Origin of the sequence: Natronococcus sp. A-GB7, assembly GCF_029688865.1 — an archaeon.
Taxonomy (GTDB): Archaea; Halobacteriota; Halobacteria; order Halobacteriales; family Natrialbaceae; genus Natronococcus.
Genome location: NZ_JARUKV010000014.1, coordinates 36,555 through 62,778 on the forward strand (window position 1 = coordinate 36,555; position 26,224 = coordinate 62,778).

Annotated in this window: 21 protein-coding genes and 1 tRNA gene; 13 read left to right on the forward strand and 9 right to left on the reverse strand. The window is 64.5% G+C overall.

Going from position 1 to position 26,224, the window contains the following annotated elements; all coding sequences use genetic code 11:
• Window positions 1–252: 252 nt before the first annotated feature.
• The 4 genes from QA609_RS13775 to trkA all read right to left on the reverse strand — a co-directional run bounded on the left by QA609_RS13775 (window position 253) and on the right by trkA (window position 7,963).
• Window positions 253–2,736, reverse strand: coding sequence for a cbb3-type cytochrome c oxidase subunit I (locus QA609_RS13775; protein ID WP_278303191.1), 2,484 nt, complete (start codon window positions 2,734–2,736; stop codon window positions 253–255).
• The gene (gene coxB / locus QA609_RS13780; RefSeq protein ID WP_278303260.1) at window positions 2,736–3,593 is read right to left on the reverse strand and encodes a cytochrome c oxidase subunit II; all 858 of its coding nucleotides are present in this window, start codon (window positions 3,591–3,593) and stop codon (window positions 2,736–2,738) included. Before coxB ends, QA609_RS13775 begins: the two co-directional genes overlap by 1 nt.
• A gap of 295 nt (window positions 3,594–3,888) precedes the next feature.
• Complete coding sequence (locus QA609_RS13785; protein WP_278303192.1) at window positions 3,889–6,246, reverse strand: amino acid permease; 2,358 nt, start codon at window positions 6,244–6,246, stop codon at window positions 3,889–3,891.
• Between the two features lie 382 nt (window positions 6,247–6,628).
• Window positions 6,629–7,963, reverse strand: a complete 1,335-nt coding sequence (gene trkA / locus QA609_RS13790; RefSeq protein WP_278303193.1) for a Trk system potassium transporter TrkA — start codon at window positions 7,961–7,963, stop codon at window positions 6,629–6,631.
• A gap of 284 nt (window positions 7,964–8,247) precedes the next feature.
• On the opposite strand from trkA, the gene QA609_RS13795 reads away from it, so the two are divergent.
• Entirely contained in the window at window positions 8,248–8,538 is a 291-nt protein-coding gene (locus QA609_RS13795) for an amphi-Trp domain-containing protein (RefSeq protein WP_278303194.1), read from the forward strand.
• 21 nt (window positions 8,539–8,559) lie between these two features.
• On the opposite strand, the gene QA609_RS13800 is transcribed toward QA609_RS13795, so the two are convergent.
• Window positions 8,560–8,970, reverse strand: a complete 411-nt coding sequence (locus QA609_RS13800) for a hypothetical protein (protein ID WP_278303195.1) — start codon at window positions 8,968–8,970, stop codon at window positions 8,560–8,562.
• A gap of 59 nt (window positions 8,971–9,029) precedes the next feature.
• Between QA609_RS13800 and QA609_RS13805 the strand changes: the two genes are divergently transcribed.
• The 8 genes from QA609_RS13805 to QA609_RS13840 all read left to right on the forward strand — a co-directional run bounded on the left by QA609_RS13805 (window position 9,030) and on the right by QA609_RS13840 (window position 15,313).
• On the forward strand, window positions 9,030–9,665 hold the full coding sequence (locus QA609_RS13805) for an adenylate kinase (RefSeq protein WP_343233800.1): 636 nt from the start codon (window positions 9,030–9,032) through the stop codon (window positions 9,663–9,665).
• A gap of 87 nt (window positions 9,666–9,752) precedes the next feature.
• On the forward strand, window positions 9,753–10,706 hold the full coding sequence (locus tag QA609_RS13810; protein ID WP_278303198.1) for a DUF106 domain-containing protein: 954 nt from the start codon (window positions 9,753–9,755) through the stop codon (window positions 10,704–10,706).
• An 84-nt stretch (window positions 10,707–10,790) separates the two neighbouring features.
• Window positions 10,791–11,366 carry a (d)CMP kinase gene (cmk, locus tag QA609_RS13815; RefSeq protein WP_278303199.1) on the forward strand — a complete coding sequence of 192 codons (576 nt, stop codon included), beginning with the start codon at window positions 10,791–10,793 and terminating at the stop codon, window positions 11,364–11,366.
• Window positions 11,366–12,268 (forward strand): RNA-guided pseudouridylation complex pseudouridine synthase subunit Cbf5, encoded by a 903-nt coding sequence (locus tag QA609_RS13820; protein ID WP_278303200.1) that lies wholly within the window; start codon window positions 11,366–11,368, stop codon window positions 12,266–12,268. The genes cmk and QA609_RS13820 overlap by 1 nt, the downstream gene beginning before the upstream one ends.
• Window positions 12,269–12,332: 64 nt before the next feature.
• Window positions 12,333–12,403 (forward strand) — tRNA-Pro (locus QA609_RS13825).
• A gap of 876 nt (window positions 12,404–13,279) precedes the next feature.
• Window positions 13,280–13,468, forward strand: coding sequence for a hypothetical protein (locus QA609_RS13830; protein ID WP_278303201.1), 189 nt, complete (start codon window positions 13,280–13,282; stop codon window positions 13,466–13,468).
• 454 nt (window positions 13,469–13,922) lie between these two features.
• Entirely contained in the window at window positions 13,923–14,738 is an 816-nt protein-coding gene (locus QA609_RS13835; RefSeq protein ID WP_278303202.1) for a hypothetical protein, read from the forward strand.
• A 53-nt stretch (window positions 14,739–14,791) separates the two neighbouring features.
• Complete coding sequence (locus tag QA609_RS13840; protein WP_278303203.1) at window positions 14,792–15,313, forward strand: acyltransferase; 522 nt, start codon at window positions 14,792–14,794, stop codon at window positions 15,311–15,313.
• A 9-nt stretch (window positions 15,314–15,322) separates the two neighbouring features.
• Here QA609_RS13840 and QA609_RS13845 read toward each other — a convergent pair whose 3' ends face one another.
• Together QA609_RS13845 and rocF are read right to left on the reverse strand one after the other, a co-directional pair.
• Window positions 15,323–16,492 carry an FAD-dependent oxidoreductase gene (locus tag QA609_RS13845; RefSeq protein ID WP_278303204.1) on the reverse strand — a complete coding sequence of 390 codons (1,170 nt, stop codon included), beginning with the start codon at window positions 16,490–16,492 and terminating at the stop codon, window positions 15,323–15,325.
• Window positions 16,493–16,588: 96 nt separating this feature from the next.
• A complete protein-coding gene (gene rocF / locus QA609_RS13850; RefSeq protein ID WP_278303205.1) occupies window positions 16,589–17,509 on the reverse strand; it encodes an arginase in 921 nt (306 codons plus the stop codon).
• 96 nt (window positions 17,510–17,605) lie between these two features.
• On the opposite strand from rocF, the gene QA609_RS13855 reads away from it, so the two are divergent.
• The 3 genes from QA609_RS13855 (at window position 17,606) to QA609_RS13865 (ending at window position 20,037) form a co-directional block, all read left to right on the forward strand.
• Window positions 17,606–18,286, forward strand: a complete 681-nt coding sequence (locus tag QA609_RS13855; protein ID WP_278303206.1) for a metal-dependent transcriptional regulator — start codon at window positions 17,606–17,608, stop codon at window positions 18,284–18,286.
• Between the two features lie 141 nt (window positions 18,287–18,427).
• Complete coding sequence (locus QA609_RS13860; RefSeq protein ID WP_278303207.1) at window positions 18,428–19,357, forward strand: metal cation transporter; 930 nt, start codon at window positions 18,428–18,430, stop codon at window positions 19,355–19,357.
• Window positions 19,358–19,503: 146 nt separating this feature from the next.
• Window positions 19,504–20,037 (forward strand): Rrf2 family transcriptional regulator, encoded by a 534-nt coding sequence (locus QA609_RS13865; protein WP_278303208.1) that lies wholly within the window; start codon window positions 19,504–19,506, stop codon window positions 20,035–20,037.
• 76 nt (window positions 20,038–20,113) lie between these two features.
• Here the strand turns inward: QA609_RS13865 and gyrA are convergent, their stop codons facing one another.
• Together gyrA and gyrB are read right to left on the reverse strand one after the other, a co-directional pair.
• A complete protein-coding gene (gene gyrA / locus QA609_RS13870) occupies window positions 20,114–22,600 on the reverse strand; it encodes a DNA gyrase subunit A (protein ID WP_278303209.1) in 2,487 nt (828 codons plus the stop codon).
• A 59-nt stretch (window positions 22,601–22,659) separates the two neighbouring features.
• Window positions 22,660–24,591 carry a DNA topoisomerase (ATP-hydrolyzing) subunit B gene (gene gyrB, locus QA609_RS13875; protein ID WP_278303210.1) on the reverse strand — a complete coding sequence of 644 codons (1,932 nt, stop codon included), beginning with the start codon at window positions 24,589–24,591 and terminating at the stop codon, window positions 22,660–22,662.
• 337 nt (window positions 24,592–24,928) lie between these two features.
• Here gyrB and QA609_RS13880 point away from each other — a divergent pair, with 337 nt between their 5' ends.
• Window positions 24,929–26,164 (forward strand): divalent metal cation transporter, encoded by a 1,236-nt coding sequence (locus QA609_RS13880; RefSeq protein WP_278303211.1) that lies wholly within the window; start codon window positions 24,929–24,931, stop codon window positions 26,162–26,164.
• Window positions 26,165–26,224: the final 60 nt, after the last annotated feature.

Consider the following 26,224-nt stretch of genomic DNA (forward strand, 5'->3'; position numbering starts at 1 on the left):
CAATCGCAGCGGAGCCGTCCCGAGAGGACGACGTGGCGGAGCCGGTGGGCGAGCCGATGGCTGAGATCGGCACACACTACGAGCGATCGGCGGCTCGAGCGAAGCGTCCGCGGCCGGTATCGCGGAGCCCGAACGACCCCGTTGCCCGGTACGTCCGGGACGAAACGAGCGGCGGTCGCGGGGCTCACGCGGGTAGTGAGCGGTTCAAAAAACGGATCGCGTTCTCGAGAGGGTCGATGTAGCGGCGAACCGCTACATCAGGTAGAACAGCGGGAAGAGGATGACCCAGACGATGTCGACGAAGTGCCAGTAGAGTCCGAAGAACTCCACCGGACGGTGATCCTCGAGGTAGGCGTCGATCGACCAGATGCGGTAGATCATGAAGATGGCGATCAGCAGCCCGAGGATCACGTGCAGGGCGTGTAGCCCGGTCGTGACGAAGTAGATGGAGTGCTCGATGCTGGTCCACCAGTACTCGTCGATCTGGAACTTGTAGGCGTACTCGTAGGCCTTCACGCCCATGAACGTGAGTCCCAGTGCGAGGGTCGCACCTAGCGTCGCGAGCAGTCCTCGCTTGTTCTTGCGTTCGGCCATCACCAGCGCGAGGATGACCGTGAAGCTCGAGGTCAGCAGGACGTAGGTGTTCAGCAGGCCGGGCCAGGAGGCGAACGGAATCGTCTCCCAGTTACCCCAGCCGGTGTGAAGGCGCATGAACACGAACGCGCCGATCGCGGCGCCGAAGACGACGACGTCGGACGCGAGGAACACCCAGACGCCGAACTTCGTGTTGCCGACGCCCTCGAAGGGCCAGCGCTCGGCGATCTGCATCTCGGGGGCTTCGAACTGCTCGACGCCGAACTTGAATAGCGTGTACGCCATGATCGCCAGCCCGAGTGCCGTGATCACGGGGTATATGATGTTCGGCTCGGCTGCCGTCCCAGAGAGACCCTCGGGCGGAGCAGCGGTTCCCTCGGCGAACTCGACCACGTACGGCGTCAGACCCGAGAGACCGAGGAAGAACGTGAACAGACCAGCACCGATGCCGAGCGGCCAGATGCTGGCGTGGTCGGCGTGTTCCTCCTCGTGGGTTGCCTCGGTCTTGGCGACCGTTCCCTGTCCGTATTCGGCGCCACCGTCGGGGACGGCCTTCGAGTCCTCGACGAACTCGAGCGAGCCAGAGGCGTAGCTGGGACGGCCGTCCCAGTTCTCGAGCGGTGGGGGCGAGGGGATCGCCCACTCTGCCGTCCGGGAGAACTCCCAGGGGTTCTCGGGTGCTCGCGGGCCCGCGACGAGACTGTGTGCGAGCGTCGCGAAGACGAGCAACACGCCCGCGCCGAGAACGAACGCGCCGACGGTCGCGGCCTGGTGGTAGATCTCGATACCCTCTGCGAAGTGGAAGACACGTCGGGGCGTCTCCCAGGCGAGGAACATCGGGAAGTACAGCAGGTTGAAGCCGATGAAGTACACCGCGAAGCTGAGCTTACCCAGCGACTCGGAGTACATCTTCCCGGTGATCTTCGGCCACCAGTAGTAGAGGCCGCCGATCAGGGCAGTGACGCCCGAAACCATCACGTAGTGGAAGTGGGCGACGACCCAGTAGGTGCCGCGGAACTCGTAGTCGAGCACGACCGCACCCAGGAACACCCCGGTAATGCCGCCCAGGATGAACAGGACGAGCGCGCCGAGGCTAAAGAGGAACGGGGTCGTAAACCGCACCCGTCCCTTGACCATCGTGTAGATCAGCGCGAAGACCATCAGGTCGAACGGTAGTGAGATCCCGATGGTCGTCGCCATCATCAGCGTCTTGATCTCGAGGTTGATGGTCGTCAGGAACATGTGGTGCATCCAGACGAGGAACGACTGGACCGCGACGAGGACCATCGAGATGATGACCCACTTGCGGCCGACGAGTCGTCGTCCCGTAAACGTCTGGAACGTCTCGAACATGATCCCCAGCGCGGGGAAGAAGACGATGTACACCTCCGGGTGTCCGAAGAACCAGAACAGGTGGGCCCACAGCAGACCCGACCCCTGATCGGTCGCGAAGTACTGGGTCAGGAACAGCCGGTCGATAGAGAGCAACAGCAGTGCGGCCAGCAGCGCCGCGAACGCGAACAGCATCATCCAGACGGTCAGCAGCCACGACCACGTAAACAGCGGCATGTTCCACAGACCGAGTCCCTCCGCGCGCGAGCGGTGGATCGTCACGAGGAAGTTGACCGTCCCGATCGTGATCGAGAAGACGAACAGCATCAACGCGAGGACCGTCGCGTTGCCACCGGTCGTCGCCTCGAGCGCCGGCGTGTACGTCGGCACGTTCAGCGGCGCGTACATCGTCCACCCGCCGGAGAACGAGCCACCCTGGAAGAACGAAATCCCGAGGAGGATCCCCGAGAACAGGTAGAACCAGTAGCTCAGAGCGTTCAGGCGCGGGAACGCGAGGTCCTTCGCCCCGATCTGTAGCGGGACGAAGTAGTTCGCGAAGCCGGCTGCAAACGGCGAGAGGAACCAGAACACCATCAGCAGTCCGTGGACCGACACGGCCTGGTTGAACTGGCTGTCCGTCAGCAGTCCGGTTCCGCCGCTCTCCCAGAGATGCGCTCGGAACAGCAACGCCAGGACACCGCCGAGCACCAGGAAGAACAGGGCGGTTCCGAGATAGAGGATCCCGACGTCCTTGTGGTTGGTCGTGACGAACCAGCGCTTGACCGACGTCATCGGCGGGAGGTCACCCATCAGTCGTCACCTCCGTCGTCTTCCTCGTCGTTCTCGTCCTCGGTCTCCTCTTCCTCATCGTCCTCGTCGTCACCGTTCTCGTCGTCGTCAGCCTCGTCATCACCGTTCTCTTCGTCGGCTTCGTCGTCACCGTTCTCTTCGTCGTTAGCCTCGTCGTCACCGTTTTCGTCCTCGGCTTCCTCGTCGTCGCCGTTCTCGTCATCGTCCGGCGCTTCGTCCTCAAGGAACTCCTCGAACTCCTCTTCCTCGACGACCTCGAGGGTGCCGTCCATCGCGGAGTGGCCGTCGCCACAGAGTTCGAAGCACTCGATCGTGTGGGTGTCACCGGCCTCCTCGGCCATGAACCACGTTTCGTCGGTTTCACCGGGGATCGCGTCGGCTTTCACGCGTAGATCAGAGATCCCGAAGTTGTGCCAGACGTCCCCGCCGGTAACGCTGATCCAGACCGGCGTGTCCTCCGGAACGGTCATGGTATTGACCGTCTCGGCCCCGTTCTCGTACTCGAAGTACCAGGCGAAGCCGTCACCCTCGACGTCGACCTCGATGGCGTCCTCCTGTGGGATGTCGTCACCCGGATCCTCGACGTACAACAGCATTCCGTACGTCCAGATCACGAGCGAGATCACGACGATCGCGCTCAGGCCGAACGATAGGAACAGTTTCTTGCCGCCCTCTCCTCCTGTCGGTAACTCCCCAAGTACTGGCGTGTCGTCGTCGGACGTCTTCGCAGCGCCGTCGCGATACTTGTACGCGTTGTACAGCGTGTACGCAACGACAACGACACCGACGAGCGTTCCGAGTCCGAGAAAGACCAGGAAGATCTGCTCGAAGACGTCGACGCGCGTTTGCACCTGCAGGGGAATTGTAGCTGTGCTGAAGATTGTGTTCACCTCGTTTGAAGACCGCTTATATGTCGGTCGATGGTTGCCGTGGGCACTTATCTATTTGGAAACGCACCCGGCGAATTCGCGTCACTGCGCGCTGTCGGGTGGGTATTGCCGACCTCGACCGACTCGCTCGACAGTTTCCGTGTCGATCCATCACGAGCCAGTTGGAGTGGGGAACCTTTTTTCTGTCGCTTGTGTCCCTCACTCATAGACAGGCATCTGATAGGAGTGATCGAACGAGCGAACAGGTTCGGGCGAAGCGGGTTCAGTCCCGCCGTTCGCCCAGGACTCGCTCGCGAAGCGACCGCGAGCTCTCCTTCTCTGCGAGCAGAACCGGGACGTCGAGGTCGGTCGCCACGTCGAAGACGAGCGACCCTCGCACCAGCCGCGAGAGCACGCCGCGTCTGGTCGCCCCGAGGATCACCAGCGAGTGGTCGGACGCCGCGCGCTCGATCGCCTCCCCGACGTCCCCGGAGTCGTCGACGATGTGGGTGGTTCCCTCGAGTCCCTGCTCGGCAGCCCACTCCTCGAGGAAGGCTTCACCCTCCTCGCGCTCGTCGGGATCGTCGACGACGTGCAACAGGCTGATCTCACTGCCGTACTCCGCCTGGAGCGCGCGTGCGACGGCGGCGCTGACCTCCGAACCGCTTCCGCCCGCCGTCGGAAGGAGGATCCGATCGGCCGTCACCTCCTCGCCGTCGAGGATGACGAAGTCACACGGCAGGTCGTGTGTGAGTTCGTCGAGTGGGCGCTCGACGCGGCCCTCGCCGACGGTCGATCGGCCCCAGCCCATGACGACGGTGTCGACGCCGTACGTGCCGGCAGCGTCGAACACCTCTTCGAAGGACCGGTGGGAGACGATCGTCTTCGTCTCGACGTCAGCGTCGAACGTCTCGGCCGACGCCTCCGCGTCGGCCAGCAGCCGCTCGGATTCGGCGCTGATCTGATCGATCTGCTCGGCGCCCTTCTGCAGGGGCGTCTGGTCGGGTACCTGAACGATGTGGGTCGCGAGGACGGACCCACCCTTCGCTTGCGCGATGGCGCTACCGAGCGTGATCAGCGCCTGTTCGGTGCGCGGGTTCGCGATGGCGACCATGACGCGGGGCCCCGACTCGGCGTCCCCGATCGGTTTCACCGCGGTTGCCGCAGACACCGCCGGCTCGGGCATCTCGTCGGATCGGTCGAGGATATAGGAGGTGAGGATCCCCTCTCGGTCCGTCTCCGTTCGCGCGTAGAAGAAGTACCAGAGGATGGCGAAGACGACGAACAGACCACTGATCGCGGTCGCCACGTTGCCCATGAAGTAGATGAGCGCGAGCGAGAGGACGAAGCCCGCGATCGGAGTGAACGGGTAGAGCGGAACTTCGAACTCCGGATCGTACTCCGGGACGTCCGCCTCCCGAAACACGATCAGTGAGGCGTTGATCAGCGCGTAGACAACCAGGTGGAGAACGCTGGCGGCGCTCGCGAGGATCTCGACGGTTTCGCCGAGCGCGATGATGAAGACGATGATCATCAGCCCGGTCAGCGCGATCGATCGGTACGGCGTCGCGTAGTTGGGGTGGATCTCGTTGAGCCAGTCGGTGACGATCTTGTCCCGGCCCATCGCGAAGTTGATTCGGGCCGAGGCGAGGATCGAGGCGTTCGCGCTCGAGGCCGTCGCCAACAGCGCGGCGAGCGTGATCGAGGTGACGCCAATACCGAGAATCGGAATCTCGAAGCCGACGACGGCGAACTCGTAGTCGAAGACGGTTTCGGCTGCATAGGACATCGGCGCGTTCTCGGCCTGGTCGAGGAAGAACTCGCTGTGAGGGATCAGCCCCATCAGGAGGCCCACGAGGATCGTGTAGATGCCCATCACGATCACGACGCTGCCGACGATCGCGATCGGAAGGTTCCGACCGGGATTCTTCAGTTCCTCCCCGATCGTCGCGATCTTCGCGTAGCCCAGATAGGAGACGAACACGAGCGCGGCGCCCGGAAGGATTGCGCCCGTTCCCTCGGGAGCCAGTCCGCCTTCGGCGGTGACCGTCGCCCAGTCGAACGAGAAGAAGCCGGCGACCGCGAAGATCGTCAGGATCCCGAGCAGAATCGTGACGATGACGGTCTGAATACTACCGGTTTCCTTGGCGCCGATGTAGTTGACGCCGACGAAGACCGCACCCGCGATGATTGCGCCGATCTGGATCTCGTTTAACGTAAACGGACCGAGCGCGATCGTCGGCAACAGCGAAACGGTCCCGAGAACGGGAAGCGAGACGACGGTGCCGTCCAACAGATCCGCGAGGTAGCCACCGAAGCCGATCGAGTAGAACGCGCTGGCGAAGGCGAGCCCGATCCAGTCACCCATTCCCGATATCGAGCCGAACAGCGGCCCGAGCGCGCGGTTGATGTAGTAGTAGGCGCCGCCGGCTTTCGGCATCGCCGTCCCGAGTTCGCTCACCGAGAGGGCGTTGATCAGCGCGATCATTCCACCGATAATAAACGAGAGGACGACGGCGGGTCCGGCCTCCTGGGCGGCGATCCCCGGCAGGACGAAGATCCCCGCACCGATCATCGTCCCGATACCGATCGTCAGCGCCGAGAGCAGCCCGAGGTCCTTCGCGAGTTCCTCGTCACTCATTCGTTTTCCTCCATCGGTTCGAGCTGCGCGAACTGCGGGGCGTCGTGGGCTCGGATAGTCGACATCGAGTTCGTTGCCGCATTTAGGTCACCTCGATCGGCTGTCGGCTCTGCACGTAGCTCCGCTCGTGGAGAGACGGGTATCTAGACGTACCGAACGAGAGATGCATGTCCGTGTGAAACTACCTGAGCAATATAAATGGGCCGAAATCGGACTGCGCGCGCCGATGGTGTGCCGAATCTACGCGGCGACAGCGGCTGACAACGCCGTCTCGAGGCGGCGAAGGAGTCAAATTATCCCTCGACGTCGACCGACGATGTCGAGGCCATCGAAGCGAACGCTGCTTCGTGAGGAACGATTTCGGCTGTCGGTCGGCACACTCTTACAGCATCTCGAGGACGCGATCGAGAACCGTCGCGTCGACGAAGAGGACGACGTGATCCCCAGGTTCGACGACGGTCGTTCCTCGCGGGGTGATCAGCTCGCCCCGTCTCGAGATCGCACCGATCACGACGCCGTCAGGGAACTCGGCGGCCGCCTCGGCGATCGGGCGTCCGGTGAGGGCGCTGTCCTCGCTGACCTCGACCTCGATAACTTCGGCGCGATCGTGTTCGACCATCGCGATCTTCTCGGTGTGACCCGCGTGCGTGAATCGAATAATCTCCTCGGAGGTCTCCTCGCGGGGGTTGATCGCGACGTCGATGCCGACCTGTTCGAAGAGTTCGGCGTACTGGAGGTTCTCGATCACCGCGATCGTCCGATCGACCCCGAGACGCTTGGCCAGTAGCGAGACGAGGAGGTTCTTTTCGTCGCCGTCCAGTGCCGCCACGACGAGATCGGCCTCGTCGATGTGTTCTCTGACGAGAAAGTCGGTGTCGGTGGCGTCGCTTTCCATCACCATCGTGTTCGGCAGCGCCTCTGCGACCTCCCGGGCACGGTCGTGGTCTTGCTCGATCAGGCGGGGTTCGTAGCCGTGATCCTCGAACTCGCGGGCGGTCTGGAAACCGATCTCGCTGGCGCCGATGATGACGATCTCCCTGTTCTCGCTGTGACCGGGCGTCGTGATATCCGAAGCGAACCCCTTCACCGAGTCGGGGCTCCCGATAACGACGACCCGATCGCCGGAGTGGATGATCGACTCCCCGGTCGCGACGATCATCTCACCCTCCCGGAAGATCGCGGCGAACGTCATCGAGTCGTAACAGTCCGCCTCCTGGATGGAGAGATCGGCGACGGGGCTGTCCGGGCCGATCTCGAACTCCGCCATGCGGACGAGCCCGCCCGCGAACATGTTGACGTCCTGGGCCGCCGGCAGCCCGGAGATACGGAAGATCGTCTGGGCGGCAAGCAGGTCCGTACAGACCATGAAATCGACGCCGAACGCCCCCTGGGTTCCCTGCCAGGTTTCCAGCAGCGTCCGCCGTCGTACGCGGGCGATGGTGAACGCGTCGCTTTCGGTCTTGGCGGCGCCACAGATCACGACGTTCGACTCGTCGTTGTCGGTGGAGGCGATCACGAGATCGGCCTCCTCGATCCCGGCCTCCCGAAGCGTCGCGATCTCGGTGCCGTTGCCCTGGATCGCGAGGACGTCCATCGAATAGGTGAGGTCCTCGACGATCTCCTCGTCCCGGTCGATGACGACGACGTCGTGGGCTTCCTGGAGGTTCCCCGCGATCGACTGTCCAACCTCGCCGGCACCGACAATGATCACGTGCACGCTGACCACCTGCCGGTCGCGTGCAGGAGACCGATGTTCTCGAGACGAGACGACGATCGACAGCGCGAAGATTTGGCAGACGTCATACCTAACAATGTGAGGACCCCGCCTGCAGCGGCAGACGTCGGACCTCTAGACCGGAGCGATCCGATTCCGTGTATACCGTATCCTCTATTTTCGGCCGCGATAAATCCAGCGACTGGACGAACCGAACGGCTTTCGACCACTCTCGCCAGTCCGGATTCGGCGACAGGTTCTATACCCGATAGCTCCTCTTCTCTCGTATGCCAGAGGAAGTGCTATTCAAATTCGAACGGTCGATGGAGCGCAACGAGATCGCCGATTACCTCCGCTCGGTCGCCGACTCGATCGACGGCGAGGGTGACCTTTCCCTCGAGGCCGGCGGCGAGTCGGTCACGATGTCCCCGCCCGCCCGCCCAACCTTCGAGATCAAAGCCGAGCGCGAGACCTCGAGTTCGGGCGGCCCCGCCGAGCTCAGCGTCGAGTTCGAACTCGAGTGGGACGAGGGAAGCGAAGGCGAGGACGGCTCGGGCGGCGAGCTCCGAATCGAGTAGTTAGACGGACAACGGTCCGTCTCAGAGATCGACGACCCAGACGCGAAACGCCTCGGGGAGCCCGTAGACGCGGGCGAAGACGGCGTCGACGAACTGCCCGATCCGGTTCGGATCGGCCTTCGCGCTGATCCGGACGTTGACCCCCTCGGCCTCCTCCGATCGGTTGATCTCGTCGATCTTGAACACGGGAAACTCCGAGAGCAATCCCTTGAGCGCCTCGAGTTCTTCGTCGGTACAGTCGACGTTGATCGTGCCGTCGGCGAACTGGACCCAGGGTGTGCCCAGTTCGGGGTCGAGGTCCTCGGCCGCCGAGACGGAGTCCGCGTCGACCTCGAACGTGACGAATCCCGCGCCTCGCTCGCGGTGTGCCTGGATTCCGTCGGCGTACAGCTTCCGTCGCTCGGCCGGCTCGTCGGCGTCGAATCGCGTCATACCCGTACGGACGTGCCCGATTCTTTAAGCCTTTATGTGACGGTGCTGAACGGGGGAACATGGCACAACCACACATCCTGATCCTGGGTGCGCCCGGGGCGGGAAAAGGGACACAGAGCGCAAACATCGCGGAGGAGTTCGGTGTCGAACACGTTACGACCGGTGACGCACTCCGTTCGAACAAGGAGATGGACATCTCCGACATGGACACGGAGTACGACACCCCCGCGGAGTACATGGACCAGGGTGAACTCGTCCCCGACGAGGTCGTCAACGCCATCGTCGACGAGGCGCTCTCCCAGGCCGACGGCTACGTGCTCGACGGCTACCCGCGGAACTTGGAGCAGGCCGAGGAGCTCGCGGAGATGACCGACCTCGACGTCGTGCTCTACCTCGACGTCGACGAGGAGGAGCTGGTCCACCGACTGACGGGCCGTCGGATGGATCCCGAGACCGGCGAGATCTACCACGTCGAGTACAACCCGCCGGAGGATCCCGAGATCGAGGGGCGCCTCGAGCAACGCGAGGACGACACCGAGGAAACCGTCAAGGAACGACTTCGGGTCTACCGGGAGAACACGGAACCGGTCGTCGAACACTACGAGGAGGAGGGGGTCCTCGAGCGCGTCGACGGCAACCAGGCGCCCGACGAGGTCTGGGCGGACGTGAAGGCGACGATCGAAGACGCCGCCTGAGCCGGACCGAACGTACTCGAGTCCGATCGGGGCTCGGGCGCGCGAAGAAAAACACTTGTATATCGGACGTACCCTAGCCTCTGGCAGATGACGCGTACAGCCGAGAAGATCAACGCCCTCGTCCGCGAGGATTCCTCGATGACGGAGGCCCTCGAGTCGATCCGCGAGGAAGCCGACAGGAACGGCGGCGAGGTCCAGTGGGGAGATGTCAACGACGATCTGACCAGCGGACAGTGGGGCCGACTGATCGAGAAGGGGGTGTTGGTCGACGGCAACGAGGGGTTCGAGATCGCCGACCGCGAGGCCTACGACGAGGCTCTCGACGGGGATGGCGACGTCAGCGGCGGGGTGCCCGACGTCGACATCGACGAGGAGGCCGCGAGCTGGTCCCAGTGGGACAAGATGGCCGGTCTCGGATCGGTTCTGCTGATGATCGGCTACTGGCTCGACTCGGTTCGGAACACGGTCGGTGGCACGATCGACATCGTGTTCGGACCGCTCGACGCGGCGCTTCCGTTCTACGCGGTGATCCTCTCGGTCGCGCTGCTGACGGGACTGTACTCGACGCTCCTGCAGGCGAACCTGATGAACCCCGAGCGGATCGGAAAGTATCAGGAACGGATGAAGGCGATGCAGGAAAAACAGAAGGACGTCCGCGAGCGCAAGCAGGAAGCCGAGGAACGCGACGCGAGCGAGGCCGAGATCGAACGGCTCGAGAACGAGATGGAGGAGGTCCGCGAGGAGCAGATGGAAGCGATGGCCGACAACCTCGGGATGTTCAAAGAGCAGTTCCGGCCGATGGTCTGGATCATGCTGTTTACGATCCCGCTGTTCCTCTGGATGTACTGGAAGATCCTCGGCGGCCACATCACCGAGGCCGACCGGATGATGATCATGCCCATCGTCGGCGAGGTCGCCCTCGACGAGGGGCTGCTCGGACCGATGTGGGCCTGGATCGTCTGGTACTTCCTCTGTTCGATGGGCTTCACCCAGCTGCTTCGCAAGGCGTTGAACATCGACATGACGCCCTCGAGCGCCTGACCCTCGCGGAATCTCCCGGCGCTACCGGGCTCGAGGCGTCGACCGATTCAAAACCCATTTTACCCGTCCCGTCGCAGTTCGAATATGTTACTTACCGTCTCCGGCCCGCCGGGAAGCGGGAAGAGTACGACCGCGGAACTCCTCGCGGACGCCTTCGATCTCGACCACGTCAGCGGCGGCGACATCTTCCGCGAACTTGCCGACGAGCGGGGGTATACACCGCTCGAGTTCAACAAGCTGGCCGAGGAGAACGACGAGATCGACCGGGATCTCGACCGTCGGCTTCGCGAGATCGCCACCCAGGAGGACGACCTGGTTCTCGAGTCCCGGCTGGCGGGCTGGCTCGCCGGCGATCACGCAGACTTTCGGTTCTGGCTCGACGCGCCGGCGTCGGTCCGCGGCGAGCGGATCGCCGAACGCGAGGAGAAGGATCCGCGGCGGGCGACCGAGGAGACCGAAGCCCGGGAGGCGAGCGAGGCCCAGCGCTACCAGGAGTACTACGGGATCGACATCCGGGATCTGACGATCTACGACCTCTCGGTGAACACCGCTCGCTGGGATCCGGACGCCGTCCTCGACATGCTCGTCACCGCCGTCGACGAGTATGAGGCCCACGGCGACGAGGGGAAAGCACCCGTCATCGCAGACTACGAGTTCTGATGGCGTTGCGTGGCCCACCCGAGGAACGCTCACCCGCCGAACTGCTGCAGTTTGGCGTCGTCAACCTCGACAAACCACCCGGCCCCTCCTCCCACCAGGTCAGCGGCTGGCTCCGCGACGAAGTCGCCGACGCCCTCACCGAACGCGACACAGAGCCGATCGACCAGGCGGCCCACGCCGGCACCCTCGATCCGAAGGTAACGGGCTGTCTGCCGGTTATGCTCGGCGAGGCGACCCGACTCGCCCAGACGTTTCTCGAAGGCGAAAAGGAGTACGTCGCCGTCCTCGAGTGTCACGGCTCGGTGCCGGGAGACGCCGAGTCGATCGCCGCCGAGTTCGAGGGGCCGATCTACCAGAAACCGCCCCGGAAGAGCGCCGTCTCGCGTCGGCTCCGGGTGCGAGAGATCTACGACCTCGACGTCCTCGAGGTCGAGGACCGACGACTCCTCCTGCGGATCGGCTGCGAGAGCGGAACCTACGTCCGCAAGCTCTGTCACGATCTGGGACTCGCACTCGGTACCGGCGGCCACATGGGACACCTCCGCCGGACGGCGACGACGCCGTTCGACGACTCGACGCTGCACACCGCCCAGACGTTCTACGACGCGCTCGCGTTCTGGCTCGAGGACGACGACCCCGAGCCGCTGTACGAAGTGGTCGAGCCGGCCGAACGGATCCTCGAGCACATTCCTCGAGTGGTGATCGCCGACAGCGCGGCCGAGCAGGTCGCGACCGGTGCGCCCGTCTATGCACCCGGCGTGCTCGAGGCCGGCGACGCCGAGCGGGGGTCGCTGGTGGCCTGTTTCACGCCCAACGGCGCCGCTGTCTGTCTGGGCACACTGGTCGGGGATCCCGACGCGGACTCGGGAACCGTCGTCGACCTCGAGCGAGTACTGGTCTGAGCTCGGAACCCGACTCGGATCGAAACGACACGCTTAAACGGCAGACGGCCATCGGTCAAAGTACGGGACCGTGGGGTAGTGGTATCCTCTGCGGATGGGGTCCGTAGGACCCGAGTTCAATTCTCGGCGGTCCCACTTTTCGCGACGCAACGAACGAGGGAGTGGAACGACCGGAGTGACGTGAGGAGAGGAAAGTGGGACCAGAGAGCAGCTCCGCTGCGACCGTGGTCCCACTTTTGCCGCGAACAAAACCGTAAGCGGCAGAACTGTGGAAAGAGCCGAGAATTGAGAACGCAAGTCGCAGCCAGCGGGCGGCCAACGGGCGCGAGCTGGACCGTCTTGCATCTGTTCAATTCTCGGCGGTCCCGTTGTTTTCGGAGAAAACGTGGGAATACGAGGACGAGCATAGCGAGTCCTCGGCAGTCCCATTTTCACGACGTAACGAACGAGGGAGTGGAGCGACCGTTGTGAGGTGAGGAGTGAAAATAGGACCAGGGAGCAACTTTGCTGCGACCGTAGTCTCACTTCTACTGTGAACAAAAACGTGAGCGACAGCGATGTGGAACGAGTCGAGGAGCGACGCATCTCCGCGTGCAGGTCGACTCCAGGAGCGTATCGAGTACGGCAGTGCCCGCATCGAACGGGGAAGACGGTGGGTCCTGATGAGAACACCGGCCGGAACACGCTCGTGTCGTCCGTAGCGAACACGGTGAGTAGCCGAGGGCGACGTATCGTCTCGAGCGCACGTGCCGGTTCGGTGATCGACGGGGATAGCGGCGGGGTCTCCGACCGGACCGTTCGCAGACCGGACGACGAGAGGCGGGTCCGAACGAATTCGGGACGGCGTGACGAAAGTCACGACAATTCCGGTAAACGATCGGTAACTCGAGCTGACGATCACCCGGTTCAATACGCTCGTCGCGAGCAACGAATGATGCCGGGAAGAGTTACCGGCGACACACCATCACCACCCGCCGACCACCACCACCACTCCGACCCGGCGTTTCGATAATGACAACCCAAAACCGAGAGAAGCGAGCCGGCGTCTGCGAGAACTGCAGCGCGGTCTGTGCCGTGTGGCGTCGCCCCGACGGTGAGATCCTTCCGATCAGTTCGACGAGCGGCTGTGACTGTGAAGAACCGTCGATCCGTGTCGTGGACGCGCTTGGAACGCCGGACGGAACCCACAGTACCCGCTGAACGTCGATCACGAGCCGATTGCACGGCGGCCAGGCGACGGCGTGCGAACCGTTTCAGTCAGGACTACAGTCGCATCGGCTCTCCGTCGAGAAGTCGGAACTCGGTTCCGTCGCATCTCGGACACGCGTCCTGTCGGTTCGGGATCGGGTCGGTACCACCCTCCGCCAGGAGGACGAACTCGCAGTTGCTACACTCGACGAACTCTCGCACTGTCGAACGATTGGGGCTCGACCGTCGAGTATTCTGTACCCGGTTGTGTAGGTATGGTCGCTTCACTGGCGCGAACCAAGAAGACAGCGCTCCTCGCTCCCGGGACCGCAGACCAAAACGGCGGGCGTTCCACACCATAGTCGAGAGCGCTCGGTTCGTGGGTCGTTCCCTTCGGGGCCGGAGACAAGTCGTCAGCGACCGCGCGATCGGCGGCTTTATCGGCGTTCGTTGCCCAGAATCGGCTATGACGGTCGTTCTCGCCGGTATCGGCGCCGACAGCACGAACCTCGGGGCGCTCGGGCCGCTGTACGACGACGGACGCTTCGAGTACGTCCCGATCCCGGAGAAGACCCGAGAGACGGCGGAGACGGAGACGCTCGGCTCCTGGACGCTGCGCGGAGACGACGGCACCGCGGCCAACCTCACGACCCGAATCGAGCCCCAGCCGGTCCGCGGCGGCCGCGAGCCCGTCTCCGGCGACGACCTCGAGTCGTGGCCGTTCCACCGCGACCCCAACTTCGAGGCGCTGACCTACGGCGAACACCGCACCAGCGGGTACGTCTCCCGGCTGCGAGCCCTCGAGCCCGGCGACGTCGTCGGCTTCTACGCCGGACTCCGGCGACCGGGCGGCGACCGCGCTCACCGCTACCTGATCGGCTACTTCACCGTCGACTCGGTCGCGGTCGTCACTCCCGAGCAATCGGGAAAGGAGCGGCGAGCGGTCCTCGAGGCCCATCCCCAGAACGCCCACGCCAAGCGCGCGCGGGGCGACGAGCTCTACCTCGAGAAGCCGGTCGTGATCGTCGACGGCCGGGAGCCGGGCGGGCTGTTCGACCGGGACCCGATTCGAATAAGCGACTACTACGTCAGGGAGGGCAACGTTCAGGCGCAGTACTACCTGCGCGAGGAGATCGAGTCCGCGTGGAACGTCGAAGCCGGCGGCGCGAACATGATGTTCAAACCTGCGTACCGGTGTGAACTCTCGGGCGAACGGTTCCGCGAGCTGGTCGGCCTACCCGGTGAGCGATCGACTGCGGACGCCACCCCCGGAGCGGAGTGAGGGCCGTCAAAACCGATCGGTTTCATGTGTCGACGACCCGAACGCTCTCCGTAGTGACCGACGAGACGCCCTCCCGCCACGACCGCGTGCGCAGCCATCGGACCCCCGGTGTCGCTAACTCCCTCGCCCACTGGACTCGAGCGCGCAGTCCGCTCCGGGTCGCGATCAACTACGTCGTCGTCTGGCTCGTCCGAATCTCGCCGAGCCTGCGGCTCAAGCGCTGGCTGTTACGACGGATCGGCGTCACCGTCGGCGCCGGCGTCTCTTGGGGCCTCGAGGCCACTCCCGACGTGTTCTGGCCCGACCTGATCACCGTCAAGGACCACGCGATCGTCGGCTACGATGCGACGCTGCTGTGTCACGAGTTCCTGCAAGACGAGTACCGAACGGGCGAGGTCGTCGTCGGCGAGCGGGCGATGATCGGCGCGGGCGCGATCGTGTTGCCGGGCGTCGAGATCGGTGCGGGGGCGAGCGTCGCGGCGAACTCCCTTGTCACCCGGGACGTCGAACCGGGAGCGACCGTCGCGGGTGTGCCGGCCCGACCGATGGACGCGGAGTCGCTCGAGGACGGCTAACGGAGCCGACTACAGCGAGGACCAGGCCTTTCGCGCGCGGTTCGCCGAGGAGACGTCGGCGATCCAGCGGGCGGCGATCGCCTTCTTCAGGTTCTTCGCGGGGACGCCGCCGAAGGTGTCGACGGGGAGCGCGAGACCGAACGCGGGCTTGACGCCGTGGGCGACGGCCTTGTCGCCGACGGAGACGACCGTCCCCTTGTCCTTGTGCTCCCAGGTCTTCAGCGGTCGGTTCTGGATGGCGCGGTTGATGTTCTCGGCGGCGACGTCCGCGGCCTGCCAGGCGGCCTGCGCGGTTGGCGGTGCGGGTCGGTCCCCCTGGTCGACGATCGCCGAGTCGCCGATCGCGAAGACGCGCTCGTTCGACGTCTGGAAGTTCGCGCTGGCGTTGACGCGGTTGTGCTCCTTTTCGAGGTCGGCCGTCTCGAGGGCGTCTCGGCCCGTGATCCCGCCGGTCCAGACGAGCACGTCGTGGGAAAGCGGCTCGCCCTCGTCGAAGTGGATCACGTCGTCGTCGGCTTCCGTGATCGGATCGTCCGTGTGGATCTGGACGCCGGCGTCCTGGAGCAGGTCGCGAAGCGCCTGCTGGATCTCCGGATCGTTTCCGGGGAAGATCTCCTCTAAGGCCTCGACGAGGTGGATCTCGAGGGGTGCGCGGTGGTTGTCGCGGAACTCCGCGATCTCGCCGGCGGTCTGGATGCCCGAGAGCCCGGCGCCGCCGATGACGATCTGAGCGGGGTCGCCGCGGGTCGCGTCGCGACTCGCCTCCACGACGGCCTCGTGGATCTCGAGGGCGTCGTCGAGGCTCTTGAGGGTCAGCGAGTGGTTCTCGAGGCCGGGGATGCCGTAGTAGGCGGTCTGGCTCCCCAGCGCGACGAGGACGTAGTCGTAGTCGACGTCCTCGCCATCGGCGAGTTCGACGACCCGTTCGTCGGTGTCGAGACCGGTGACCTCGTCCTGGACGAACCGGGTCGAGGGTGCCGCGATCTCCTCGACCGGAATCGTGATGTCCTCCTGGACGTTGGGATCACGGATCACGCGGTGGGACTCGTGCAGGACGAGGTGGTAGTCGACGTCGGCGATCCAGGTCAGGCGCGCGCTGTCATCGAGTTCCGATTGGAGCGTTTTGACCGCACCGGCCCCGGCGTAGCCGGCGCCGAGCACGACGACGTTCTCTGTCATACCTGACACTCCGAATCACTCCGATACAAAGGTGTTGAAAGCGGAATCACCACGAGAGAGGTTCACACGCGCGAAGATGAAGCGACCCGACCTCGCTCAGAGGATGCGCTTCCCGAACGCGCTCGCCGTGAGATCGGCCGCGAGCGTCGCCGTCTCGTTTCGCTCGTCTAAGATCGGGTTCACCTCGACGACGTCCATCGAGCGAAGGACGTCCTCGCGCCGGTTTCGCGTCGAGACTCGCTCGAGCGCCGAGTGGGCCTCCCGGTAGGTGACGCCGCCACGAACCGGGGTCCCGACGCCGGGGGCCGCCTTCGGATCGAGCCAGTCGAGGTCGAGGCTGACGTGGATCCCGTCGGTCCCGTCGGTCGCGACGTCGAGGGCGTCCTCGACGACGGTCGTGATTCCGCGCTCGTCGATATCGGCCATGGTGAACGCGGTCATCTCGCTGTCGCGGACCCACTCGCGTTCGCGTTCGTCGATGCTGCGGAGGCCGACGTACGCGATCGACTCCTCGCGGAGGTTCGGAGCGCTGGCCCACTCCATCTCGTCGAACGCCCCTCGGCCGAGCACGGCGGCGAGTGGCATTCCGTGGACGTTCCCGCTGGGCGAGGATTCCGGCGTGTTGAGGTCGGCGTGGGCGTCGAACCAGATCGCACCCAGCTCCGCGGTTCTGGAGGCACCGGTCATCGATCCGATCGCGACCGAGTGATCGCCGCCCAACACCAGCGGGAACTCCCCGTCGGCGAGCGTCTCGGCGACTTCGTCGGAGAGCCGCGAGCAGACGTCGCCGACCTCACGAAGGAACTTCGCGTTCCCTTCCCGGGGCTGGTCGGCGTCGGGATCGCGCTCCTCGGCCCGCGGAATGCGTAAATCGCCGGCGTCGACCGGTTCGACCCCCGCCCCCTCGAGTTCGTCGCCCAGTCCGGCGTACCTGATCGCCGACGGCCCCATGTCGACGCCGCGGCGGTTCGCCCCGTAGTCCATCGGCGCGCCGATGATTCGCACTGTCTGTCCCATACGATCCCTTTTCGGAGCAGCGTTTTGTTCGTGCCGGTTCACCGGGAATCTCGAGGGCGATAGCTTTAGGGTTAGACGGCTCGAAAACCGATCGAAATGATGCTGAGCGACGTGATGGAAGACTACCTCAAGGCGATCTACCAGCTCCAGCAGGGGACCGACGATCGAATCAAGACGTCGGCGATCGCCGAGGAGCTGGACGTTACGTCGCCGACCGTTACCAGCATGCTCGAGAAACTCGAGGATCGCGGGCTCGTCGACCGCGAGAAGTACCGCGGCGTCACCCTCTCAGATGAGGGTGAGACGGTCGCACTCGAGGTCGTCCGTCATCACCGGCTGCTCGAGTCCTACCTCACCGAGCATCTGGACTACGACTGGGCGGAGGTCCACGAGGAGGCCGACCGGCTCGAACACCACATCAGCGAGGACTTCGAGGCCCGCGTCGCGGCCGCACTCGACGAGCCGACCGTCGACCCCCACGGCTCGCCGATCCCCAGCGCGGACCTCGAACCGCCCGAACGGTCCGACGGCAAGTCCGTCGCCGAGTTCGACGAGGGCGACGTCGTCGTCGTCGAGGAGGTCGCCGACCGCGACCCGGAGATCCTCTCCTATCTGGCCGACCACGGGATCGAACCCGGAGTCGAACTCGAGATTCTCGAGGTCGCGCCCTTCGGCATGGTGACGGCCCGCTCGAGCACGCACGACGAGCCGGTGTCGATCCCCGAGACGGTCGCCCATCACGTCCGCGTCGCCCGTCCGGTCGAGGCCGAAGGCTAAGTTTCGATTCCGAACCGTAGTCGTCTTGTGACCGACATTTGATTAGCCTCAGTCGAAAGGTGGGGGAGAAAGACATATGATTAGACGCGTCTAAATGGTGTCTAATGAATCAGCGACGCGTCCGGATCGAGGTGTGCCGGTATGGATAACAAGTTGCCGATACACGAGCGAGTCCCGCACTGGCTCCTCGCTATCGCCCCCCTGGTCGTTCTATCGGTCGTGCTCGTCGTGCTGGTCGTCACCTCCCCGTTCGGCAACATCGAGTCGATGGCGGGGGCGAGTACCGTCGATATCCTCTGGATGCTCACTATCATCGGCTTTCTGGCCGGGATCGTCCCGGTCGCGATCGGGATGCTCTGGTTCCCGTTCATCCGCGCGCTGGATTACCGGCTCATCCACGCGTTTCTCGCCCTCTCGGCCGGCGTGCTCGCCTTCATCGCCTTCGAGATGACCGAGGAGGTAATCGACTACGGTGGCGAACTCGAGAGCGCGTCGCTCGCGGCGGTCGCCGCGGTCGGAGGCGTGGCCGCGACGTTCGGGATCATGTACGCGCTTAGCCGGTGGCGCCAGCGAACGGTGGCGACGGGCGCCGAGAAGAGCGGGCTCCACGTCGCCTACCTGGTCGCCGTCGCGCTCGGCCTTCACAGCATCGGCGAGGGGCTGGCGATCGGAACGGCGTTCGTCCTCGGCCAGGGCGAGCTCGTAATGCTCCTGGTGATCGGCTTCGTCATGCACAACATCATGGAGGGTCCGACCGTCGTCGCCGCGGTCGCCCGTGATACGGCGACCCCGCCGCTTCACCACTTCGCCATCATGGGCGTGCTGGCCGGCGGCCCGGTGATCCTGGGCGGCTGGATCGGCAGTCTCGCGGACTCGGCGCTGCTCGCCGTGGTCTTCTACGCGATCGCGATCGGCGCGATCCTGCAGGTGCTGGTCGAGCTCGCCGAACTCATCCGTTTCGACGCCGACACGATCGTGACGCGTCTCAACGCCGTGACGTTCGTCGTCGGCGTCGCGCTCATGTTCGTCCTCGAGGACGTCATCGTGGAGGGGTGGATCCTCCCCGGCTGACCCGTTCGTGGGGCCGCGGCTGCAGCGCCGAATTCCACAGAGGGCGGAAAGGAAACTGATTACTGCATCGGGCAGCTATCCCCTAATCGAGCGAACTACCCGACCCACCCGTCGGGTTTAAGGAAATCAATCACGAAGATTACAGCATGTCATCAATCGAACTCACCCCCAGTCAGAAGAAAATTCTCCGCGCGTTGACGAACCTCCACAAGGAATCCGAGGACGCGATCAAAGGCGAGGATATCGCCGAACAGGTAGACCGCAACCCCGGAACGATTCGTAACCAGATGCAGAGCCTGAAGGCGCTGCAGCTGGTCGAGGGCGTCCCCGGTCCGAAAGGCGGCTACAAGCCGACCGCTGCCGCGTTCGAGGCCCTCGAGATCCAGCAGATGGACGATCCCGCCTCCGTCCCCGTCGAACACGAGGGCGAGCCCCTCGAAGGTATCATCGTCGAGGAGATCGACCTCTCGAGTGTCCACCATCCCGAACTCTGCCGGGCCGAGATCCACATGCAGGGCACCTCCGACGGGATCGAGGAAGGTGACTCGGTCACGGTCGGCCCGACGCCGCTGTCGAAGCTCGTCATCGAGGGGACCCTCGACGGGCGGGACGATACGAACAACATCCTCATCCTGCGCATCGACGACATGATCGCGCCGGCCGAGGAGCCGAACCACTAGCTGACTGGGGATCACGCTCTCGATTCCGCGCTCGATGGTCTCTTTCTCGCCTCCGGAAAACTGAGCCGCGGCGCCGTCAGTTCGCGTCGGCGCGCTCGTTCTCGTCGGCCACGGACGCTGCCGGCAGGACGTCGACGCTCGCGACCGCGTCGCCGTCCTCGACGTCCATGACGATCACGCCCATCGTGTTCCGGCCGACGGTCGACACCTCGTCGACACGGGTGCGGACGATCTGGCCGCGCTCGCTCATCATGACGAGGTGATCGTCGGCGTCGACGGCCTTGACCGTCGCCACGTGTCCGTTCCGGCCGTCGGTCTTGATGTCGATCAGCCCCTTGCCGTAGCGGGACTGGGTCCGGTACTCCGAGAGCGGCGTCCGTTTGCCGTACCCGTTCCGGGTGACGGTCAGCAGCGCGCGCTCGTCGGCCTCGTCGGTCGCGACCAGCCCCGCGACGGCGTCGCCGTCGGTGAGCTTGATCCCGTTGACGCCGCGGGCGTTTCGTCCCATCGCGCGGACCTCGCCCTCGTCGAAGCGGATCGTCATCCCGCCCTCGGTGGCGATTACCAGGTCCTGGGAGCCGTCGGTGACCTCGACGTCGACGAGCTCGTCGCCGTCCTCCAGATCGGCGGCGATGATCCCCGTCGAGCGGATGTTGTCGAACTCCTCGCCGGCGGTTCGCTTGACGTAGCCGTTTCTGGTGACCATCGTCACGTACTCCTCGTCACCGAAGGCGTCGGTGTCGACGATCGCCGTGATATCCTCGCCCGCGTCCAGATCGAGGATGTTGACTGCGGACTTGCCGCGAGCCGTCCGGCCCATCTCGGGGATCTCGTAGGTCTTCAGCTGGTAGACTTTCCCCTGATTGGTAAAGCAAAGCAGGTAGTCGTGGGTGTTCGCGCGAAACACCGTCGAGACGCGGTCGTCGTCCTTGACGTCCGCGCCGATGATCCCCTTCCCGCCCCGACCCTGAGGGTCGAAGTCGTCGATCGGCATCCGCTTGACGTAGTCGTCCTCGGTCATCACGACGACGACCTCCTCCTCCGGAATGAGGTCCTCGTGGGTGACCGTCCCCTGATCCTCGATGATCGAGGTCCGGCGTTCGTCGCCGTACTCGTCTTTGATCTCGCGGAGTTCGTCTTTAATGACCGAGAGCAGTTCGGACTCGCTCTCCAGGATCTCGGTCAGACGTTCGATCTCGGCCTGGACCTCCTCGTACTCCTCGTCGATCTCGGCGGCCTCCATCGACGTGAGACTGCCGAGTTGCATCCGAACGATGTGTTCGGCCTGCTCCTCGGAGAACTCGTAGGCCTCCTGCAGGTTCGTCTTGGCCGCCGAACGATCCTCGCTGTCGCGGATCAGTTCGACGACGTCCTCGGCGTTCTCGACGGCCGTGAGTCGGCCCTCGAGGATGTGGGCTCGGTCCTCGGCCTCCGCGAGGTCGTACTCGCTGCGTCGGCGGACGACCTCGCGGCGGTGGTCGACGTACTCTTGTAGGGTTTCTCTGAGCGAGAGCACCCGGGGTTGGCCGTCGACCAGCGCGAGGTTGATGATGCCGAACGTCTTCTCGAGGTGGCTCTCGAGGAGCTTGTTCTTCACCACGTCGACGTTCGCGCCGCGCTTGAGTTCGATGACGATGCGGACGCCGTCGCGGTCGGACTCGTCGCGCAGGTCGGTGATTCCCTCGAGTTCGCCCTCGGTGACGTCCTCGGCGATTCGCTCGACGAGGCGGGCCTTGTTCTCCTGGAAGGGAAGCTCGGTGACGACGATCCGCTCGCGTCCCGACTGCCACTCCTCGACCTCGAACTCGGCGCGGACTCGAACTCGCCCGCGGCCGGTCTTGTACGCCGAGTAGACGGCGTCGCGGCCGACGATGTTCGCGCCGGTCGGGAAGTCGGGCCCCTTGACGTGGTCCATCAGGTCCTCGACCGTCGCGTCGGGGTTGTCGATCAGCTCGATGGTTGCGTCGACGACTTCGTTCAGGTTGTGCGGCGGGATGTTCGTCGACATCCCGACCGCGATCCCCGAGGAGCCGTTGACCAGCAGGTTGGGAAACGCCGCCGGCAAGACGTCGGGCTCCTGCAGGCGGTCGTCGTAGTTCGCCGAGAAATCGACCGTATCCTTCTCGATGTCCTCGAGGAGTTCCTCGGAAACCGGGGCCATCCGGGCCTCCGTGTACCGGGGTGCGGCGGCCGGGTCGCCGTCCATCGAGCCGAAGTTCCCCTGGCCGTCTACCAGCGGGTAGCGCATCGAGAAGTCCTGGGCCATCCGGACCAGGGTGTCGTAGATCGCGCTGTCGCCGTGGGGGTGGTAGTCACCCATCGTCTCCCCGACGATCGAGGAGGATTTGCGGTGACTGCTGCCCGAGGAGACGCCCAGTTCGTGCATCGCGTACAGGATGCGCCGGTGAACGGGCTTGAGGCCGTCCCGGACGTCGGGAAGCGCCCGCCCCGCGATGACGCTCATCGCGTAGTCGATGTAGCTCTGCTCCATCTCGTCTTCGATCCGGACGGACTCGATCGATGCCGCCTCGATATCCGTCGGATCGGGTACTTCCGAACTCATGCGTGCGTACTCACCGCGTCTCGGTCTCGTCTTCGTGTATTCTCGTGCATTCGATTACCTCAGATATCGATCCACTCGGCTTCGGGAGCGTGGTCCTTGATGAACTGCTTGCGCGGTTCGACGGCGTCGCCCATCAACACGGAGAACATTTTGTCCGCCGCGGCCGCGTCCTCGACCGTGATCTGTTTCAAGATGCGGTTGTCGGGGTTCATCGTCGTCTCCCAGAGCTGTTCGGGGTTCATCTCGCCGAGGCCCTTGAACCGCTGGACCTGGGTCGGAGAGCCGTCACATTTCTCTTCGACGATCTCGTCGCGCTCGGCCTCAGTCATCGCGTCGTAGGTCTCGCCGCGGTAGCGGATACGGTACAGCGGCGGCTGGGTCGCGTAGACGTAGCCGCCCTCGAGCAGCGGTCGCATGTGCCGGTAGAAGAACGTGAGCATCAGGGTGCGGATGTGGGCGCCGTCGACGTCGGCGTCCGTCGCCATGATGATCTTCTTGTACCGGACGTCGTCGATGTCGAACTCGTCGCCGATTCCCGCGCCGATCGCGGTGATCATGTTGCGGATCTCGTCGTTCTCGAGGATGCGATCCAGACGGTGTTTCTCGACGTTGAGAATCTTCCCTTTGATCGGGAGGACGGCCTGGAACTCGGGGTTACGGGCCTGCTTTGCGCTCCCGCCCGCGGAGTCACCCTCCGCGATGAACAGTTCGGCCTCCTCGGGGTCTTTCGTCTGACAGTCCGCGAGCTTGCCGGGGAGGGAGGTCGACTCGAGGGCGGACTTCCGGCGGGTGAGCTCTTCGGCCTTCTGGGCGGCCTTTCGGGCCTTCGCCGCCTCGACGGCCTTGACGACGATCGCCTCGGCGGTGTCGGGATGTTCCTCGAAGTAGGTACCCAGCTGCTCGTGCATCGCGCCCTCGACGATTCCCCTGACCTCGCTGTTGCCGAGTTTCGTCTTCGTCTGGCCCTCGAACTGCGGATCGGGGTGTTTGATCGAGATGACCGCGGTCAGTCCCTCGCGGATGTCCTCGCCCTTGAGGTTGCCGTCGATGTCGCCGAGCAGGTCGTTCTCGTTGCCGTAGTCGTTGATGACCCGGGTCAGTGCGGTCTTGAACCCGGTGAGGTGGGTTCCGCCCTCGCGGGTGTTGATGTTGTTCGCGAAGGCGTGGATCGACCCCTGCAGGTCCTCGGTCGCCTGCATCGCGACCTCGACCTGGATGTTCTGTTCCTCGTCCTCGAAGTAGATGACGTCCTCGTGCATCACCGAGCGCGTCTCGTTGAGATACTCGACGAACTCGCGGATGCCGCCCTCGTACTCGTACGTTTCCTCGATGGCCTCGTCGTCCTCGGTCTCCTGGCGTTCGTCGCGGAGGGTGATGCGAACGCCGGAGTTGAGGAAGGCGAGCTCCCGAAGCCGGTTCGACAGCGTCGAGAACGAAAAGTCCCCGGTCTCGAAGACGCCCGTGTCGGGCCAGAACGTGACCTCCGTCCCGGTCTCCTCGTCGTCGTCCATGTCGCGAACCCGCTCCATGTCGCCGACGGGCTCGCCCGCCTCGAACGCGTGGCGAAAGACCGCGCCGTCGCGTTTGACCTCGGCCTCGAGGCGTTCCGAGAGGGCGTTGACGACGCTGACGCCGACGCCGTGGAGCCCGCCCGACACCTGGTAGGATTTGTTGTCGAACTTCCCGCCCGCGTGGAGAACCGTCAGGATGACCTCGAGTGCGGGGCGCTCGTACTCGTCGTGGGTGTCGACGGGGATCCCGCGGCCGTCGTCGGAGACGGTCACCGAGTCGTCGGCGTTGATGGTGACGGTGATGTCGTCGCAGTGACCGGCGAGGGCCTCGTCGATCGAGTTGTCCACCACCTCGTAGACGAGGTGGTGAAGCCCCCGCGCGTCGGTAGAGCCGATATACATCGCTGGTCGCTTTCGCACAGCCTCCAGGCCCTCGAGGACCTGGATCTGTCCGGCGCCGTACTCGCTTTCCTGGGACATGAGAAACCTGTTTTCGGGTAGCGCCCGGCTGGGTATAAAACTTCGCGTACGCGCGCGAGCGCGACGAGGGACGGGAGCGCAAGACGGGGGCATAACGGGTGTGTGACGGCTATCGCCGGACTGGGAACAGGAGGGCGTTCCGATCGGCGACCGACGGATGGTTGAACGTCTTTAGTATCTTTCCAAACATACGCCATCTCAGGCTGTCTTCTCAAACGAATCCCGCTCGACGGTTCGGGTACAGTGATTCGGAATCCGATCAACGGCGAGCGGTTGTCGGAGAGTCGGTACCGAACGACACTGACTCTCCGGCGCGATTCGGGGCGAGATTCGATCCATGGGACAAACTAGTTCCGTTGTCGACGTGCCGTTCGAGCGGGCGAAGGAAACGGTTCACCAGTACGGGCTCGGCCTCCTGTTCGCAGCGAACATCTTCGGCGCCGGCTCCGTCTACATCCTGACCGAGGCGGGACTCCTGTTCGGATACGGCCTCCTGTGGGTGTTACCCCTCGGTCTCGGCGTCGGGCTCGCGATGCACGAGATGTCCGCACGCCTGGCCGCCGAGGACCGTCCGCTGATGACCTACATCAGGGACGTTCTCGGGGAGCGGACGGCGAAACCGTTCGCGTTCGGGATCTCGTTTATCATGCAGTTCTGGAGCGTAGCCAACTACGCCCTCGCGGGGGCTGCAGTCGTCTACCTCACGCCGCTGTCGAATCTGTACGTCGCGGTCATCGTCTCGGCAGCGCTTGGAATCGCACTGGTCGAACTCCGGGTCTACAGCCGGATCGAAGGCGTGATCGCGGCGCTCGTGTTCGCGATCTTCGCCTCCTATCTCGTCATCGTGGCGAACCTCCAGCCGCCGGCGACGGGTATCGCCAGCGGGTTCGTCCCCGAAATCGTCGGGGATATCGAGTACATGACGATGATCATCGCACTGCTCGGGACGACCGTCTACTACCCGAACTTCTTCATCCAGACGAGCATGCAACACGAGAAAAACTGGGACGTCTCGCGCTACCGACGCGATCACACGGTCGGACTGGCCGCCGTCATCGCGCTCAGCGCGACCGTGATCGTCGCCGCTGCGATCTCGATGCCCGACGCCGACCTGGCGTTTACCACGCCCGCCGAACCCCTGGTCGAGATGATCGGCGAGTGGGTCCTCGGCCTCTTCATCCTCGCGGTCGGTGCCGCCTCCTTCAGCAGCGCCACGGGGACGCTGTTCGCCGCCGGATTCATGGTGCCCCAGTCCTCGGGGATCTCGACCCAGTTCGGCGATCTGCACTTCCGGCGCACCGTCCACTTCCTGATCGGACTCTCGGTCGCCCTGGCGATTCCGATCCTCGCCTTCACCGACTTCACGCCGGTCGATCTGGCGCTGTTGATGCCCGCGGTCAACGGCGTCATCGGACTTCCGCTGACCGCGCTGGCGCTGTTCGCGGCCGTCCGCCGGTACTTCGAGCCGTCGCGGTTCGAGCAGGCGATCTTCCTGGCGGCCGTCGTCGTGCTGTTTCTCACGTCGCTCGTCACGGGCGAAGACCTCGCTCGCTCCGTCCTCGGGTTGCTGTAGCGGGCGAGGACGTTCGGCCGGGACTCCGGCCCGATCCGCCGCTTCTCCCGTCTCTGGCGC